The organism is Streptomyces justiciae (assembly GCF_015163075.1).
GTDB lineage: Bacteria > Actinomycetota > Actinomycetes > Streptomycetales > Streptomycetaceae > Streptomyces > Streptomyces justiciae.
The window spans coordinates 77,111-93,462 of the sequence record NZ_JADDXU010000030.1 but is presented as its reverse complement, the minus strand read 5'-3'; the positions used below and the strand labels follow the sequence as shown (position 1 = coordinate 93,462).

The following is a 16,352-nucleotide window of genomic DNA, read 5'->3' as shown; positions in this document are numbered from 1 at the left end:
GCGGAGGACCCGCGGGGCGTTCGTAGGGGAAGCCCCACACCTCCCGGGCGCGAAACATAGGGGGCGCTCCATCGCACGTCGCTGTCCGCATCGAGAAACATGTGTAGCGGCCCCCCGGCCCTGCCGCGGCCCGTGGGAATGCACCGGGCCGCGGCAGCTGTCACCGGGCGTCACTGTGAGGGATGGCGCCCGGTGACACCGATTCGCAGAGCCCGCCTGGGCCGGGCCCCCTTGGAGCAGTGACATGGTGCGTGTGCCGAGGATTCCCTGGACATGGACGGTGGTCGGTGGCATCTGCGTATGGCTGGTGGCCATCTGCTGCTTCTTGGTGACCGAGCAGGGCCCCGAGGCCTTCGGCGCACCCGACCCGGCAGTGCTGCGCACCGACGCGGCAAGGGCCGTACACCGTCAGGACCCGGCTGCCTTCCAGCGCCTGTTCGCGCCCGGCACAGCGGGCTCCGGCTATGCGGAGCACTATTTCACCGAGCTTTTCGCCGTCCCGGCCACCCGTCTGCGGCTCGACCTGGAAACCTACGACGATCTGCGGTTCCTCGTCCTGCGGGGCCGCCCCGCCGACGGCGGTGCTCTGTGCGACGCCTGGTCGGTCCAGGACTCCGGCGGCCGCAGCGTCCTGAGCGCCGTGCCGGCGGTCACGGACCCGTGTGCCGCCGGCTCTTAGCCGGTCAGGCCGTGGTGTCCCGTGCATCTGTACGAGCGCTCTTCGCCTCCTGTGCGGTCTGGGCCAGCCCGCTGCGGGTGCGCAGGGCGACCTCCTTGATGAAGAGGGTCACCAGGAAAGAGAGCAGGGCGACCGGGGCGACGTACATGAAGATGTCGCCGATGGCGTGCCCGTAGGCGCCCTCCAGCCAGGTCCGGACCGGGGCGGGGAGCAGGGCCAGGTCGGGCAGTTGGCCGTCGCCGGAGGTCTTCGCGGCGGCCGCCTGGTCCTGCGGGGCGAGTTGGGTGATGGTCTCGCGCGCGTAGTGGGCGATCCGGGTGGTGAGGACCGAGCCGAGCACCGAGACGCCCACCGCGCCGCCGAGGGACCGGAAGAAGGTGACCGTGGAGGAGGCGGCGCCCAGGTCGCTCGGGGCCACCTGGTTCTGGGTGCACAGCACGAGGTTCTGGAGGGTCATGCCGACGCCGAGGCCCATCAGCGCCATGCACAGCGCGATGAACGGGTACGAGGTGTCGTAGCGCAGCATGCCCAGCAGCGCCAGGCCGGCCGTGAGCAGCACGCCGCCCGCCAGCAGCCAGCCCTTCCACCGGCCGGTTCGGGTGATGACCCGGCCGGAGACCGTGGAGGCGAGGAACAGGCCCGCGATGAACGGGATCGTCATCACGCCGGACCTGGTCGGTGACTCGCCGCGGGCCAGCTGGAAGTACTGGCTGAAGAAGACCGTGCCCGCGAACAGGGCCACGCCGGTGAACAGCGAGGCGGTGGAGGCGAGGGCGATGGTGCGGCTGCGGAAGAGCCGCAGCGGGATGATCGGTTCGCTCGCCTTCGTCTCGACGAACAGGAAGACGAGCGCCAGCACCAGCGAGGTGCCGACCAGCGTGTACGTCTGCCAGGACAGCCAGGCGTACTTGTCGTCGGCGAAGGTGACCCAGATCAGCAGGGTGCAGACGGCCGCGGTGACGAAGAAGGCGCCGGCCCAGTCGACCTTGACCCGGCGCTTGGTCACCGGCAGGTTCAGCGTCCGTTGCAGCACGACCAGGGCGACCATCGCGAACGGGATGCCGACGAACAGGCACCACCGCCAGCCGAGCCAGCTGGTGTCGGTGATGACACCGCCGAGGAGCGGGCCGCCGACGGTGGCGACGGCGAAGGTCGCGCCGAGATAGCCGGAGTAACGCCCTCGCTCACGCGGGGCGATCATCGCCGCCAGGACGACCTGCGACAGCGCGGACAGGCCGCCGCCGCCCAGTCCCTGGATGACACGTGCGGCGATCAGTGTGCCGGGGTTCTGGGCGAGACCGGCGACCAGCGACCCGAGGGCGTAGACGATCAGTGCGGACTGGACCAGGATCTTCTTGCTGAACTGGTCCGCGAGCTTGCCCCACAGGGGCGTGGAGGCGGTGACCGCCAGCAGGGACGAGGTCACGACCCAGGTGTAGGCGCTCTGGCCGCCGCCCAGGTCGCCGATGATCCTGGGCAGCGCGTTGGTGACGACGGTCGAGGACAAGATGGCGGCGAACAGGCCGAGCAGCAGCCCCGACAGCGCCCGCATGATCTGCGGGTGGGTCATCGGTACGGCGCCGTCCGCCACCGTGGCCTGATCGGCTGGAGCGCCGGACCGGGGGGTGGTTGTCATGGGGTATCTCGTCCTTAGAAGGTGACTGCGGGGGTACGGGTGGGGGTGTCGTCGAAGCTCGCCCGGAGCCGGGACAGCAGCGACGTCAGCCGGCCGACGTCGTCGTCGCTCCATCCGCTCAGCCGCACGGCGAGCAACTCGGCCGCGCGGTCGGAGAGTTCGGCCAGCCGGTCACGGCCCTCAGGGGTCAGGCGCAGGATGCGCGAGCGCCGGTCGGCGGGGTCGGGGCTGCGGTCGATCCAGCCCCGCTCGGCCAGGTGGGTCACATGGCGGCTGGTGACCGACATGTCGACGGCGAGCAGTTCCGCGAGCCTGCCGATGCGCAGGTCGCCCTCACGGTCGAGCAGCGCCAGCACCACGGCGGTGCCGCTGGAGCAGCCGCCGGGGAGGCTCCGGTCCAACTGTCGTCGTACGGCGGCGACGGCGCTCAGCTGCCGTGTCAGCTCCTCGTACTGGGCTCGGTCGGCCACAGGTGTCTCCTGTCGGGTGTGCCCGTCATTGCTTGAGGCGACCATGCGGTCGCCCGGCCGCCTCGGGCGGGTTTCTCAGGTGTGCGCCGGTTCAGCGCAGGATCCGGCGGGCCACGTTGGTGGTCACCAGATCGAGCAGTTCCTCACCACGGCCGGAGAGGATCGTGCGGATCGCGTAGAGGGTGAAGCCCTTGGCCTGTTCCACCGAGACCGCGGGCGGCACGGACAGTTCCTGCCGTGCCGTCATGACCTCGACGAGCGCGGGACCCTCGTGAGCGAAGGCGCCCTTGAGCGCCTCCTCCAGGTCGCCGGGCCGCTCGACCCGGCGGGCCCACAGCCCGATCGCGGCGGCGACCTCGGCGAGCTGCGGATTGTCCAGCTCGGTCGCGTAGTTGACGATGCCGGCGGCCTTCATCTCCAACTCGACGAAATTGAGCGACCCGTTGTTGAAGACGACGATCTTGGCGGGCAGCCGGTTCTGTCGCAGGGTGAACAACTCGCCGAGCAGCATGGTCAGTCCGCCGTCACCGGACAGCGAGACGACCTGCCGGTCCGGGTACGCCGCCTGCGCGCCGACCGCGTGCGGCAGCGCGTTGGCCATCGTGCCGTGGTTGAAGGAGCCGATCAGCCGCCGACGCCCGTTGAAGCTCAGATAGCGGGCCGCCCACACCACCGGGGAGCCGACGTCGACGGTGAAGACGGCGTCCTCGGCGGCGAGCCGGTCGAGGGTGCGGGCCACGAACTGCGGGTGGATCGGGGTGCGTTCGCGGTCGTTGACGGCGAGCGCGTCCAGGGACTTGCGGGTGCGGACGTAGTGGGCGCGCGCCTGGTCGAGGTGGTCGCGGGCGGCCTTGACGGTCTTGACGGACAGCAGCGGCAGCAGCGCGGGCAGGGTGTCCCGGACGCTGCCGACCAGCGGCAGGTCGACCCGGGTACGGCGACCGATCTGCTCGCCGCGCAGGTCGAGCTGGATCACCTTGGCGCCCTGCGGATAGAACTGCCGGTAGGGGAAATCGGTGCCCAGCATGAGCAGGGTGTCTGCCTCCTCGATCGCCTTGTAGCCGGAGGCGAAGCCGAGCAGGCCGGTCATGCCGACGTCGTAGGGGTTGTCGTACTCGACGTACTCCTTGCCGCGCAGCGCGTGCACGACCGGGGCCTTGAGGGTCTCGGCGAGCCGGACCAGGTCGTCGTGCGCACCGGCCGCGCCGGCGCCCGCGAGGATCGTCACCCGCTGGGCGGCGTTGAGCAGTTCGGCAGCGTCGGCGAGTGCCTCGTCGTCGGGGCGGACGACGGTCCGGGTCGGGCGTACGACGGTGGGGGCGAGGTCCCGGCCGGTCTTGGCGAGGAAGTTCTCGCCGGGGACGACCACGACCGCCACTCCCCTGCGTTCCACGGCCGCGCGCATCGCCATCTCCAGGATGCGCGGGCCGGATTCCGGGCTGGTGACGACCTCGGCGTAGACGCTGCAGTCGGCGAACAGCTCCTGCGGGCGGGTCTCCTGGAAGTAGCCGGAGCCGATCTCGCTGCCGGGGATCTGGGCGGCGATGGCGAGGACCGGGACCCGGCTGCGCTGGGCGTCGAAGAGGCCGTTGATGAGGTGCAGGTTGCCCGGGCCGCAGCTGCCGACGCAGACGGCGAGCTCGCCGGTCAGCCCGGCCTCGGACGCCGCCGCGAGGGCCGCGCTCTCCTCGTGCCGCACATGCACCCAGTCGACGCCGTCGTGCCGGCGGATGGCGTCCGTGAGCCCGTTGAGCGAGTCACCGGGCAGACCGTAGAGGCGGTGCACGCCGGAGGCCTTCAGGGAGGCGATGACGTGGTCGGCAAAGGTGGGCATGCGGGTTGCCTTTCGTCGGGTGTGAGCACGTTCCTGATCAGTGTTCGGGAACATGCATTACGCACACATCCGTCGAATGACTGCGTGGGCCCGGTGACCGGAGCGGGGGCTGCTGGGTCGGACGACTGCCGGATATACCGGATTCGTACGGCAGAAGCCCGCACCCTGCGGGGTGCGGGCTTCGGAACTCGGTACGGGCTACAGCCCCAGGTCGAGGGCGAGGCACGAGAAGGTGTGATACGCGGCCGGATCGTCGGGCGAGGCCTTCACCGCGCCACCCGGCTCGGACTGCACCACTTCCGTCATGTCCTCGTACCGGATGCGCTCGGGCAGCTTGCCGAAGCGTGCGTGCCGGACCGCCGCGGCGGCGTCCATCGTGGCTTCCTGGCTCATGGCCAGCCTCCACTTCATCGATCGTGAACGGCCCCGTCAGCCGGGGTCACCTCAGCTTGCGCCCCCATTGCGTCACCTGTCAAGCCGGTGACGCATGAAGAGCGTGAGCCTCTATGCGTGTCGTCCTGGGGTTGACGGCCTCAGCCGCGGCGGTAGCGCACCGGCAGCGACAGCACACCCCGGACCATGCCGGCCGGGAACCAGTCCAACGACTCGGCCGGCACCGCCAGTTCCAGCTCCGGGACGCGGGTGAGGAGGGTGTGCAGGGCGACGCGGGCCTCCAGGCGGGCCAGCGGGGCGCCCAGGCAGTGGTGGATGCCGTGGCCGAAGGAGAGGTGGCGGGTGACGGGGCGGGTGATGTCGAGGGTCTCGGGATCACCGCCGCCGGGCAGCGGGGCGGCACGGCTCGCGGAGGCGAGCGCCACCGCGACGATGCCGCCGCGCGGGATGCGCACCCCGCCGAGCTCCAGGTCCTCAGCGGCGTACCGGTTGGTGGTGCGCTCGACGGAGGTGTCGTAGCGCAGGAACTCCTCGATGGCGTCGGGCAGCAGCCGCAGGTCGTTGCGGAGCAGCCGCAGCTGGTCGGGGTGCTGGAGCAGCGCCAGCACCGAGTTGCCGATCAGGTTGACGGTCGTCTCGTGGCCGGCGATCACCAGCAGGGCCGCGGTGCCGGCGAGCTCGTCCTCGCTGAGGCGGCCGTCGTCCTTGTCACGGGCGGCGACGAGCGCGGACAGCAGGTCGTCGCCGGGGGCACGGCGCTTGTCGTCGACCAGCTGGCGCAGGAAGCCGTGCAGGCTCGCCACCGCGGTCGCGTACTCGGGGTGCGCCACCTGGAAGGCGAGGGCCGTCCAGCGGCGGAAGTCCTGCCGGTCGGCCTCCGGGATGCCCAGCAGTTCGGCGATCACCGTGACCGGGAGCGGGGCGGTGAAGGCAGGGACGAGGTCCAGCTCGCCGGACTGCGGCATGGCGTCGATGAGCGCGTCCGCGATCTCGGTGATGCGCGGTTCCATCGCGGCGGACGCCTTGCGGGAGAAGACGCCCGACACCAGTCGCCGCAACCGGGTGTGCTCGGGCGAGTCGGCCTCCAGCATCTGGCCGCCGAACCCGGTGCCACGCTTGTGACCGAGGAACCCCGCCGCCTCCAGCATCTCGGCGGCCGGCTCGGGGTTCTTGAGCAGCGCCGGATGGGTCAGCGCCTCGCGGGCGAGGTCGTAGTCGACGACCACCCAGCCGGTGATGCCCGGGAAGAACTGCGCCCGGTGGATGGGTCCCCTGGCCCGCAGCTCGGCGTAGCGCCGGGGGGCGTCCGCCTTGAACTCCGGTCCCATGACGACGAGTTCCTGCGGTTCGTCCAAGCCGGGCGCTGCGGGCGGTGCTCCGGCCGATGGGGTCTGTCGATGCGTGTCCATCCCTGACTCCTCGCTCCGGACGCCCTGCCGGGTGCAACGGCGGTCACCCAGGACACGGAGCCGACCGGGCGGCGGGTTCACACGTGCATCGTTCGCGTCCGGGACGTCACTGGACGCCGACCACTTCCAGGACGCTCGGCTGCTCCGCCGCGCCGCGCACCGTGATGTCGTACAGCCAACGGCCGCCGCCGGGGCGGAGGGTGGCCTCGGCGCCCGGTTCGAGTACCTGCTGCGGTCCCTGCTCGCGCTCGCCCTGGTGGGCTCCGGCGATGTACGTCACGTAGACGCGGGAGCGGCCCGCGTTGCGCACCGTCACGCCGGACGTCCGCACGCACCGGCGGGTGTCCTGACGCCCGTCGGGGCAGCGATAGCGCAGGTCACCGAAGCCGTAGGTGGCGCAGGACAGCTCCATGCCGGGCGGCAGGGCGGACCGGCAGACCCGGTCCCCGGCCACCCGGTCGAGGCCGTGGTCGGGGAGCGCGCAGCCCACCACCGCCAGCGCCGCCACGGCGGACCATGTGCACACGGCGGGCCACGGGAGCACCGTCCTGGACCGCAGGGGGTTCATCGGCGGCGTCCTCCATGTTTCCAGCCGGCCGGAAAAGCGCGCGCCAGTCTAGACACACCCATGGCCTGCGAATGCACACATGTGCGATGGCGACCGGTGGTAGGGTGCGCGCCGATCTCCCATTCACATGTCTCTGGACTCAAACCTTTTGGATTCCATGAGTAACGCGGCAGAGGAAACACCACAGACGAACGCCTTCGTGCCCGGTGGTCGACGCCGGCACCGGAGGACTCCATCAAGTGGCAGCCCGGGAGCGCGGCGTGCGCTCGTGCTGGCACTCGCCGTCCCGATGGCGTCGGCCGCGCTGGCGGCGCCCTCCGCCTTCGCCGCGTCCGGCGACGGCACCGCGGTCACGGCCGCCGATCCGAGCGGTGTCGTCGGCACCGACGACCAGCAGATGGCCGCGAACCTCGACACCCGGGTGCTCGACCAGCGGCTCGGCGCCGATGTGAGCGGCGTCGTCCTCGACGCGGACTCCGACAGCACCCTGTGGGACCACAACGGTGCCACCGCGCTGATGCCGGCCTCCAACGTCAAGCTGGCCACGTCGACCGCCGCCCTGTCGGTGCTCGGCCCGCACCACCGGTTCACCACGAAGGTGGTCTACGGCGACGGCACCCTCACCCTCGTCGGCGGCGGCGACCGCACCCTGACCAGCGCCGACCTCGCCGAACTGGCCCGGACCGCGGTCGCCGGGCTGAAGAGCGCGGGGCTGACCTCGGTGAAGGTCGCCGTGGACGACAGCTTGTTCCCCACGCCGACGCTGGCCGACGGCTGGAACGACGGCTACTACCCGGACACCGTCGCCCCGGTCCGCGCCCTCGTCGTCGACGGCCGCGGCGTCCAGGACACCGCCCTCGACGCCGGGCAGACCTTCGCCAAGTTGCTCGCGGCGGACGGTGTCAGCGTCACCGGTGACGTCGTCCGCCGTACGGCGGACCACACCGACGTGCCGGTCGCCCGCCACAGGTCCGCGCCGCTGTCGGACGTCGTCAGGACGATGCTCAAGACCAGCGACAACAACATCGCCGAGACCCTGTTGCGGATGACGGCCCTGGGCGCCGGGAGGCCTGCGACCTTCGAGGGCGGTACCGAGGTCGTGCGCGAGGTGCTCCGGCATTACGGCGTCTCGCTCGACCACTTCGGGATGCACGACGGCAGCGGACTGTCCCGGACCGACCGCATCCCGGCCGCCACCCTCGCGCAGATCCTCGAACTGCTCACCGAGCCCCGCCACGCGCACACCCTGGGCGCCATCCTGGACGGCCTGCCGGTCGCCGGCGAGGCGGGCTCCACGCTCGGCCCGGAGTGGGGCAGGTTCGACGACCCGCACTCCCAGTGCGCGGTCGGCAAGGTGCAGGCGAAGACCGGCACCCTCACCGGTGCCGTCGCCCTGAGCGGTCTGACCAGAACCGACGACGGCGAGTGGCGGGTCTTCTCCTTCATCGAGAACGGCTCCACTGCCGCTCCGAACGACATCAAGGACGCGATGGACGGCCTGGCCGCCACCGTGAACGGTTGCTGGGCCTAGGGCTGACACCGGGCACCGGACGCACCGGGCGCCGTCCGACCGCGGAGGTCGGGCGGCGCTCGTGCGTGCCGTCAGGCCGTGCCCGGCCCCGTCCTCCGGCTCCGCTGGAAAGGAAGCGATGAAACCTCCGCACACGCCGCCCCGGTCGGGAGGATACCTCCCGAAGAGAGTTCCGGGCAGCGCCAAGTCGGTCAGTGCGGCCGGCTCCGGAAACGGCCGTGGAACCGGTCCCGGAAACGGCCGTGGAACCGATCCCGGAACCGACCGTGGAACCGGTGCCGGAAGCCGCCCTGGAACCGGTGCCGGAAGCGGCCCTGGAAGCCGTGCCGGAAGCGGCGCTGGAACCGACTCGGGAACCGGTCAGGGCACCGGTGCAGAAACCCGTCCGGAAACCGGTGCAGGAACGGCTCGTGAAGGCGCCGCGAGCGGCCAGAGCCCCTCCGTGCCCCGGCTGGCCCGACTCTCCTCACTCTCCTCACTCTCCTCACTCTCCTCCCCCTCCTCCCTCGGCTCGCGCGGCGGCGCCGACCGCGCGGAGCCGGGCCCGCAGCCCGCCCCGGGCACCACCGGCAAACGCCGGCACGAGGGGCTTCGCGGAGCACTCGGCGTCGTCGGTGTCGTCGGACTGTTGTCGGTGGTCGGGGTGCTGGTGACCCTGGGCGTGGTCAACGGTTCGGACGACGGGGGACGTGACGACGCGTCGGTGTCCGTGGCCACCGACGACCGCGGCTCGGACGTCATCGACGCGCTCGACGGCGCGTCGGCACCCACGACAAGCGCGTCCACCGGCCCGCCCGGCAAGAAGACGGACGCGTCGAAGGAATCGGCCTCCGCGACGCCCAGCACCGGCGCGTCACACAAAAGCGCGGCGGACCCGAGCCCGGACGCGGACACGGGGACCAAGGCCGGCAGCGACACCCCTCCCCGTACGACCACTTCGGTCGCCGTACCCGGTGTGAACATCTTCAGCCACGACTCCAACCGCTGTATCGACATCGTCGGCGGCAAGGCCGTGCAGGGCGCGAAGCTGATGATCTGGGACTGCTCGCAAGCCGCCTCGCAGCAGTGGACGTTCACCGGCGGGACCATGCGCGCGCTCGGCATGTGTGTGCAGTTGGCGGGCGGGTCGACGGACGACGGCATCGACCTCGAGATCGGTTCCTGCAACGGCGGTGCGGCGCAGCGGTTCGCTCTGAACACCTCCCACGACGTGGTGAGCGCGCTCGCCGACAAGTGCGCTGACGTACGCGATCACCAGAAGACCAACGGCTCCAGGATCCAGCTGTGGTCCTGCACCGGCCTCGACAACCAGAAGTGGTCCGTGCAGTAGCAACGGGCGGGTCCGGCGTTCGGCCGGACCCGCCCGCGTGCGGAACGGTGGCCGTTCTCCCTGGCGCGGGTGCGGCCGGCTCACGGCGAGTGGCTGCGCAGGTCGAGGGCGCTGTCCGAGTCCAAGGCTCCTCTGACGGCCGCGTTGCAGACCTTCCAGCAGCTCGACTCGGCGGCCTGGGCCGAGCGGGCGCGCAAAGAACTGCGGGCGGCCGGGCGGGTTCTGCCGCATCCGGACGACCGGAGCGGGGGTGTACTCACCGCGCAGGAACGCGAGATCGCCGAGTTCACGGCGACGGGCCTGACCAACAAGCAGATCGCCGAGCGGCTGTTCATCTCACGCCATCGCGGAACGCGCGGCGGAGTTCGTCCGCGACGGCGCCTGAGGCTATCCTGCACATACGTGTTCACACATATTCGCCCGCGGGCGGACGACACGACCCTAGGAGCAAACAACGATGACCGCCTCCCCCACTGCCACCGCCACGCCCGGCACGGATGTAGGCGTCCTGATGCCCGTGGTCGTCCACTTCGACGACCTGGACCCGATGGGCCTGCTGCACAACGGGCACTACCAGGTGCTGGTCGAGCGGGCGTGGGGATGGTTCTGGCGCAGCAAGGGCCTCGGCGGCAAGAGCGGCCTGGAGGGAGACGGCTTCAACGTCGCGAAGACCTTCGACATCACCTATGACCGTCCCGTCGCGGATATCGGCGAGTACGCCGTGCACCTGTGGATGCAGCGTCTGGGCACCACCTCCGCCACCGCGGGCTACCGGGTGTGCTCGGCCGACGGGACGACGACGTACGCCCACGGCAGCCGTACGGTCGTCCGCCTCGACCGCACCACCATGCGGCCCACGGCCTGGTCGGAGCAGGTCGCCGAGATCGCCCGGACCCTCGGCCTCCCGGAGAGCGAGCTCGACCGTGCTCGATGAGCCCACGAACTCCTGGCTGCGCGCCCTGCTCGACCGCCACGAGGCCGTCGCCGGGACGGTCCATGTCGTGCGGGACGACCTGCTGCACATAGCGGCGTCGCACAACATCCCGCCCAAGGTGCAGGAGATCACCGCGCGGATACCGCTCGGCAAGGGCATGGCGGGCCTCGCCTGGGAGCAGGCCCGGCCGATCCAGACCTGCAACCTCAAGGAGGACGTCAGCGGCGCGGTCAAGCCGGGTGCCAGGGCCGTGGACGGCAAAGCCGCCGTCGCCCTGCCCGTGCAGGGCGCGGACGGCTCGGTCCGGGCGGTCGTCGGCCTCGCCTGGCTTGACGAACGCGAGTTGACCGAGGGCGAGTTGGCGAAGCTCGACGCCGACGCTGCCTCCCTGCCCGCTAACTGAGGGGCACGCCGATCGAAGATCCACGGCTGTGTCACGCCCGTCGACGCGCACGCAGTGCGGCCGCCTTGACGCGGTTCCCGCAGGACCGCATCGCACACCACTCCCGTCGGCGGCCGCGGGAGCGGTCGAGGTAGACGTGGGTGCAGTCCGGGCGTCCGCACTCGCGCAGCAGTGCCGCGTCCTGTCCGGCGAGGATCTCGACCGCCTCACGGGCGAGTTCGGTGAGGGCCTGGGTTGCCTTCCCGGTACGGCTCGTCCCCGCGGCGTCCAGGAGCATCACCACCGGCACCCCGGCGGCCCGCCGGTTCACCGCGATCACCGCCGCGACGGGCAGCGGACGGCCCGTGAGCCGGGCCCGGAGCAGCGCGTAGATCGCCTCCCTCAGTTCGAGCGCCGCGCGCAGGTCGGCCTCGTCCGATCCGGGCGGCCGGTCGAGTAGCCCGGCTTGGACGAACCAGGAATCGAGCAGTGCGGGCGAACCGATCCGCTCGATGGGGACCGGTGTACGCCGCTCCTTCAATGTGCCCACGAAGTCGAGCGCGGGCGTCCCGCACGGAAACACATGTCTCACGCGACCCTCCTGGCAGGGACCTTGCTGTCTTTCGAGAGTAACCATCTTGACAGGTGACGCATACGTTTGGGAACCTTTCGTCACCGGCTAGAACGGTTACTTCGCGGTCCGAACCCCTTCGGCCCCTTCTCAGTGAGGACATGCCATGGCAGTCGTACGCTTCCACCTCGTCTCCCAGCTCGGCCCGAAGGACGTGCTCCAGGTGCTGACCGACTTCAGCCCCGCTCGGGCCGAGGCCTGGCCGACCATCGACGCCGCGCACTTCGAGGTCCACGACCGCGGCGACACCTGGGCCGAGGTCACCGAGGGAACCGCCGCGGCCTGGGAGCGCGCCCGCTACGACTGGGAGCCCGCCGGCGACACGGTCACCATCACCACGCTCGACTCCAAGCTCTTCGGCGCCGGCGGTGGCTGGGTCTTCCGGATGACCCCGCAGGGCGAGGGCACCCGGGTCGACGTCGAACTGACGCGGCAGCCCAGCACGGTCAAGGGCAAGATGCTCGCCGCCCTGCTGCCCGTCGTCGCTCCCGGGTCCCTGCGCAAGTCCTTCGCGGGCCCCCTGCACGCCAAGTGACAGCCCGCCGGTCACCCGGCCGGGCTGACCGGTGGCGCGGGTTTCCACCGCGAGAAGAACCAGCGCCACACGTGACGCGCGCCAGTTGAACCAGAAGGTTTCTCCGCCACGTCCTCAGGTCGGGAGCACCACGGCCCCAGAACGCCCTGGAGAAATAACCGACATGGCTTTCAAGGCCGAGTACATCTGGATCGAAGCCGGTCGCCGCCAGGTCGGCCCGCTCTCCCCGCTCGAGGTCGCCGACCAGCTGTGGGTGGCCCGCTGGCTGCTCTACCGCTACCGCACCGCCGAGGACTTCGGCATCTCCGCCACCCTCGACCCCAAGCCCGTCAAGGGCGACTGGAACGGCGCCGGCGCGCACACGAACTTCTCCGCCAGTACGGCTCCGGCGTCGAGTACCGGCTGACGGGTCTGCACGAGACCGCGCACTTCAGCGAGTTCAGCTACGGCGTGTCCAACCGCGGCGCCTCCGTGCGCATCCCCTTCCAAGTCGAGATCGACAAGAAGGGATACATGGAGGACCGTCGCCCCAACGCCAACGTGGACCCGTACGTCGTCACCCGGCTGATGGTCGACACCTGCTGCACGGCCCTGGCCGACGCCGGTCTCGTCTGACCGGCGCCCACCGGGCCGCCCACGCTCAGAGGACGCGGCCGAACAGGGCCAGCAGCTCCGTCCAGTGCCGCTCGGCCGCCTCAGGGTTGTAGGCGGCCGTGTCGGACTGGGTGTAGCCGTGGTGCGCGCCCGCGTACACCTCGCACCGGTGCCTGACGCCCGCGTCGGCGAGCGCCTTCTCCAGCCTGCGGACCTGATCCTCGGGCATCGAGGGGTCCTCGTCGGCGTGCGCGAAGTACAGCTCGGCGGTGATCCGGTCGGCCAGCAGATGCGGACTGTCGGGTGCCTCGCTCGCCAACCAGCCACCGTGGAATCCGGCCGCCGCGGCGACCCGGTCCGGGTGAGTGCCCGCGGTGTAGAGCGCGAGCCGCGCCCCCATGCAGTACCCGGTGACGCCCACCGGCCCGTCCGTGACCAGCGGCGACTGTGCGAACCACCTCAGGTAAGCCTCGGCATCACGTTCCGTCAGCTCCGGGGTGAGCGCCTCCATCAGCGGCACGACCTTCCCCACGATGTCCGGCCGGGCCTCCATGTCGATGAACTCGGGCAGCTCCACGACCGGGATACGCCCGTGCCGGTAGAAGACGTTCGGGACGAGCACGGTGTAGCCGGCGATCGCCAGCCGGTCGGCCATGGCCGTCAGATGCGGCCGCACCCCGAACGCGTCCTGGTACATGAGCACACCGGGATGGGCCCGCCCGTCGTCGGGGTGTGCGAGATAGGCGTCGGCGATGCCGTCCGCGGTGGGGATGTCCACAAAGGTTCCGGCGACAGCGTTCATGGGTGAGCCTCTCTGATCTGGGTCTTCACTCACACGTCAGCAACACATGCGGTCAAGCCCCCGATTCCCGGTGACGCCGACAATTTGGACACGTGTGCATTGCGCGTAGACTCACATGCGTCATTTCACATGTGTGGCCAGCAGCCGAATCCGGCCCGCTCACATGCGGCCGTCGTCCCCGCGGGAGCAATACGGTGACCGAACACGACCCCGACACCGCGTCGTCTCCGACGGTCTCGCGGGCCGGCGACCGCATTCACCTCGTACACCAAGGGAACCGGCCGCCGCAGTGGCTCACCGAGCTCGCCGGGCGCCTCTCCCCCGCCCGCCCGGGCGAAGCCGTCGTGGTGGTCGGCGCGCCCCTGCACGACGACGGTGCCGAGGCGTTGTGCGCGTGGCTGGCGCCGAGCCTGGAGTCGATCCGGGACGCGCAGGTGAGGCTGCTGACGCTGGTGATGTCCGCGGGCGCCCTCGAGAGCGGGGGGCACCCCTCGGCGGCCACGCTGATCTGCGAACGGTGGGGGCTGGACGTGCTGGCGGCGGCCGGCACCGCGCTCGTCACCTCCGACGGCACCCTGTTCTCCCCCGACCTGCCGGGCGCCTCCGGCGGCTGGTGGCACTTCTCTCCCGGTGCGGAGGCCCGCCGGGTGAGCAGCCATCTGCCGCTACCGGACTGGGAGATGGCCGTACGGCGACTGGGCCGACAGACGGTGGCCGGGCACGTGGTCGAGCCCGTCCCGGCCGGCCTCGCCGTCCGGCCCGCGGGCCCGGCGCCCGTCACCGCCCACACCCGGCCGCACACGATCCCACCGGAGCGCGACCGGCCGCAGCTGATCCTCGCCTCCGCTCAGGTGCCCGCCGCCGTCCTCGCCGTGGTGATGGCCGCGCTGCCCGAACCCGTGCGCGCGGCACTCCGGTTGGTGACGCTGGACGGGCAGCCGCTGCTGCGGCTCGGGGAGGAACTGGCGGACCTGCTGGACGGCGACGTCCAGGTGGCCGTGGGCGCCCCGGTGGCCCCGGCCGGTACCACCCCGGCCGGCGCCTCGGCGGGCGACGCGGCGGTGGAGCTGTGGATGACCGACTTGCGCGGCCGACCGTCGTGGCGCCCCTTCGCCCGCACCGCGGTCTGCTCCCCCGAGAGCGTCGCAAGGGCCACGAGCGTCAGGGCTCCGCGGGTGACGGAGTGGCAGGCGCCCGCGAACTGCTCGGAGCTCATGGACTCCGAGGACTGCAAGGCCGTCGTGACCCCAGCCGGTCTGTGGCTCGGTCCGCGCGATGTCGAGCCGCCCCTCCTCGCCCTGCTCCGTCCGCCCACCGCGGAGGCCGTCGCGGTCGACCTCGGAGTGCCCGGCCGGCCGCTCGCCGACTGCCTGTGGCCCGGGTTGGACACCTTGCTCGGGCGACTGGAGCCCGACGTCCTGGAACGGGTCGTGGTCCACGCGTACGGCGACCTCGGCACCGAGGATCGGGAGCGCCTGCTCGAGTTCTCCGCCCGGCACCGGTTCTCCATGGCGTCCTAGGCCGCCCTCTGCCCAGGACGCCATGGCCGTGTGAAGGTCAGGTCAGGCCGTGCGCCACTTCTGGTTGGCGGTGCCGGCGCAGCTCCACAGCTGGAGGACGGTTCCGGCCGCGGTGTTCTTGTCCTTGGCGTCCACGCACAGACCGGGATTGGCGTTGACGACGATGTCGTAGGAGCTCTTGAGGACGAGCCGCTGGTTCGTGGCGCGCGAGGAGGAGCAGTTCGCGAGCCGTACCAGGGCGCCGTCGCCGAGGCCGGAGACGTCGAGGCACATCGTGCCGCCGAAGTCGCGGATGGTGCCGTCGGAGGGGAACGTCCAGCCCTGCGACGGGTCCTTGCTGTTGCAGTCGGCGAGCACGGTCTGGGTGCCGGCCGCCCGCGACCCGCCCTGGGTGGCCAGGCAGCGGCTGGAGGCGAAGTTGAACAGGAGCTTGCCGGTGAAACCGCTGGAGCTGCTGGAGCCGCTGGACGTCTGCGGCGGCTTCGGCGTCGACTGGGTGCCGGAATTCGTCGTACCGCTCCCGGTGCCGCTGCCCTGTGCGGTGTCGCCACCGCCGCCTCCGCCACCGCCGCTCCCGGTGCCCGGCGGGGCGGCCTCCACCGGCAGCCCGGAACCGGCGTCCTGCGCCGACGAGCCGTCCTTCTTGGCCGAGGAGTGCCCCTTGGGTTTGCTCGACGGGTGCTTGGAGGGGTGGGCGGAGTCCGCGGAAGGGTGGTCCTTCGGCGGGCCGGACGGCTTGTCGGTGGCCTGGACCGTGGCCGCGGCCTGCGCGGTGTCGTCGCCGCCGAGCCGCGCGATCCCCGCGACCACACCGGTGCCCACGACCGCCAGACCGGTCACCCCGGCCAGCGCGATGGCCACCCGGCGGCCGGGCTTGAGCAGCCGGGCGCCGGAGAAGATGTGGCGACGGGCGAAGTCGGCCGCGAAGGACCGGCCGCCGGACGCCGGGGTGCCGGCGGAGAGACGCACCAGCGGCGTCTCTCCGCCGGGCCGGGTCTGACCGGCCGGCGGCAGGGGCTCCTCGCCGGCCGGGGGCGACGGCGGCCCCGGCGGCTGGGGCCCGTCGGGTGAGGAGGATGTCGTCATGTAACTCTCTCCGGATGC

The 16,352-nt window shown here is 71.5% G+C and carries 16 protein-coding genes and 3 pseudogenes; 10 read left to right on the top strand and 9 right to left on the bottom strand.

Features of this window, described 5'->3' with window-relative positions:
* Positions 1 to 244 precede the first annotated feature (244 nt).
* Positions 245 to 679 carry a hypothetical protein gene (locus tag IQ210_RS44755; RefSeq protein WP_194085020.1) on the top strand — a complete coding sequence of 145 codons (435 nt, stop codon included), beginning with the start codon at positions 245 to 247 and terminating at the stop codon, positions 677 to 679.
* A gap of 4 nt (positions 680 to 683) precedes the next feature.
* Here IQ210_RS44755 and IQ210_RS44750 read toward each other — a convergent pair whose 3' ends face one another.
* The 6 genes from IQ210_RS44750 to IQ210_RS44725 all read right to left on the bottom strand — a co-directional run bounded on the left by IQ210_RS44750 (position 684) and on the right by IQ210_RS44725 (position 6,989).
* Entirely contained in the window at positions 684 to 2,249 is a 1,566-nt protein-coding gene (locus IQ210_RS44750) for an MDR family MFS transporter (RefSeq protein ID WP_194085026.1), read from the bottom strand.
* Positions 2,250 to 2,329: 80 nt separating this feature from the next.
* Positions 2,330 to 2,785 (bottom strand): MarR family winged helix-turn-helix transcriptional regulator, encoded by a 456-nt coding sequence (locus tag IQ210_RS44745; protein ID WP_194085019.1) that lies wholly within the window; start codon positions 2,783 to 2,785, stop codon positions 2,330 to 2,332.
* A 91-nt stretch (positions 2,786 to 2,876) separates the two neighbouring features.
* Positions 2,877 to 4,619, bottom strand: a complete 1,743-nt coding sequence (gene poxB, locus IQ210_RS44740; RefSeq protein WP_194085018.1) for a ubiquinone-dependent pyruvate dehydrogenase — start codon at positions 4,617 to 4,619, stop codon at positions 2,877 to 2,879.
* Positions 4,620 to 4,817: 198 nt separating this feature from the next.
* Positions 4,818 to 5,012 carry a hypothetical protein gene (locus tag IQ210_RS44735; protein WP_194085017.1) on the bottom strand — a complete coding sequence of 65 codons (195 nt, stop codon included), beginning with the start codon at positions 5,010 to 5,012 and terminating at the stop codon, positions 4,818 to 4,820.
* 140 nt (positions 5,013 to 5,152) lie between these two features.
* A complete protein-coding gene (locus IQ210_RS44730) occupies positions 5,153 to 6,421 on the bottom strand; it encodes a cytochrome P450 family protein (RefSeq protein WP_194085016.1) in 1,269 nt (422 codons plus the stop codon).
* A 106-nt stretch (positions 6,422 to 6,527) separates the two neighbouring features.
* The gene (locus tag IQ210_RS44725) at positions 6,528 to 6,989 is read right to left on the bottom strand and encodes a hypothetical protein (RefSeq protein ID WP_194085015.1); all 462 of its coding nucleotides are present in this window, start codon (positions 6,987 to 6,989) and stop codon (positions 6,528 to 6,530) included.
* Positions 6,990 to 7,146: 157 nt separating this feature from the next.
* On the opposite strand from IQ210_RS44725, the gene dacB reads away from it, so the two are divergent.
* From dacB to IQ210_RS44700, 5 genes and pseudogenes are all read left to right on the top strand, one after another.
* Complete coding sequence (gene dacB / locus IQ210_RS44720) at positions 7,147 to 8,520, top strand: D-alanyl-D-alanine carboxypeptidase/D-alanyl-D-alanine endopeptidase (RefSeq protein WP_194085014.1); 1,374 nt, start codon at positions 7,147 to 7,149, stop codon at positions 8,518 to 8,520.
* A 442-nt stretch (positions 8,521 to 8,962) separates the two neighbouring features.
* Positions 8,963 to 9,850, top strand: coding sequence for a ricin-type beta-trefoil lectin domain protein (locus tag IQ210_RS44715; protein WP_194085013.1), 888 nt, complete (start codon positions 8,963 to 8,965; stop codon positions 9,848 to 9,850).
* Between the two features lie 69 nt (positions 9,851 to 9,919).
* A pseudogene (locus IQ210_RS44710) lies at positions 9,920 to 10,180 on the top strand (LuxR C-terminal-related transcriptional regulator); the annotation flags it as partial.
* A 127-nt stretch (positions 10,181 to 10,307) separates the two neighbouring features.
* A complete protein-coding gene (locus tag IQ210_RS44705; RefSeq protein ID WP_194085012.1) occupies positions 10,308 to 10,784 on the top strand; it encodes an acyl-CoA thioesterase in 477 nt (158 codons plus the stop codon).
* Positions 10,774 to 11,187: a GAF domain-containing protein gene (locus tag IQ210_RS44700; protein ID WP_194085011.1), complete on the top strand. Its 414-nt coding sequence runs from the start codon at positions 10,774 to 10,776 to the stop codon at positions 11,185 to 11,187. Before IQ210_RS44705 ends, IQ210_RS44700 begins: the two co-directional genes overlap by 11 nt.
* 31 nt (positions 11,188 to 11,218) lie before the next feature.
* Here IQ210_RS44700 and IQ210_RS44695 read toward each other — a convergent pair whose 3' ends face one another.
* On the bottom strand, positions 11,219 to 11,758 hold the full coding sequence (locus IQ210_RS44695) for a CGNR zinc finger domain-containing protein (protein ID WP_322658426.1): 540 nt from the start codon (positions 11,756 to 11,758) through the stop codon (positions 11,219 to 11,221).
* 145 nt (positions 11,759 to 11,903) lie between these two features.
* Here IQ210_RS44695 and IQ210_RS44690 point away from each other — a divergent pair, with 145 nt between their 5' ends.
* The 3 genes and pseudogenes from IQ210_RS44690 to IQ210_RS48595 form a co-directional block, all read left to right on the top strand.
* Positions 11,904 to 12,332 carry a hypothetical protein gene (locus tag IQ210_RS44690; protein ID WP_194085009.1) on the top strand — a complete coding sequence of 143 codons (429 nt, stop codon included), beginning with the start codon at positions 11,904 to 11,906 and terminating at the stop codon, positions 12,330 to 12,332.
* 208 nt (positions 12,333 to 12,540) lie between these two features.
* Positions 12,541 to 12,702 (top strand): annotated as a pseudogene (locus tag IQ210_RS48600) (glutamine synthetase); the annotation flags it as partial.
* An 8-nt stretch (positions 12,703 to 12,710) separates the two neighbouring features.
* Positions 12,711 to 12,947: pseudogene (locus IQ210_RS48595) on the top strand (glutamine synthetase); the annotation flags it as partial.
* 25 nt (positions 12,948 to 12,972) lie between these two features.
* Here the strand turns inward: IQ210_RS48595 and IQ210_RS44680 are convergent.
* Complete coding sequence (locus IQ210_RS44680; RefSeq protein ID WP_194085008.1) at positions 12,973 to 13,728, bottom strand: dienelactone hydrolase family protein; 756 nt, start codon at positions 13,726 to 13,728, stop codon at positions 12,973 to 12,975.
* A 194-nt stretch (positions 13,729 to 13,922) separates the two neighbouring features.
* On the opposite strand from IQ210_RS44680, the gene IQ210_RS44675 reads away from it, so the two are divergent.
* A complete protein-coding gene (locus IQ210_RS44675; RefSeq protein ID WP_194085007.1) occupies positions 13,923 to 15,248 on the top strand; it encodes a hypothetical protein in 1,326 nt (441 codons plus the stop codon).
* 42 nt (positions 15,249 to 15,290) lie between these two features.
* Here the strand turns inward: IQ210_RS44675 and IQ210_RS48120 are convergent, their stop codons facing one another.
* Entirely contained in the window at positions 15,291 to 16,334 is a 1,044-nt protein-coding gene (locus IQ210_RS48120; protein ID WP_194085006.1) for an RICIN domain-containing protein, read from the bottom strand.
* Positions 16,335 to 16,352 lie beyond the last annotated feature (18 nt).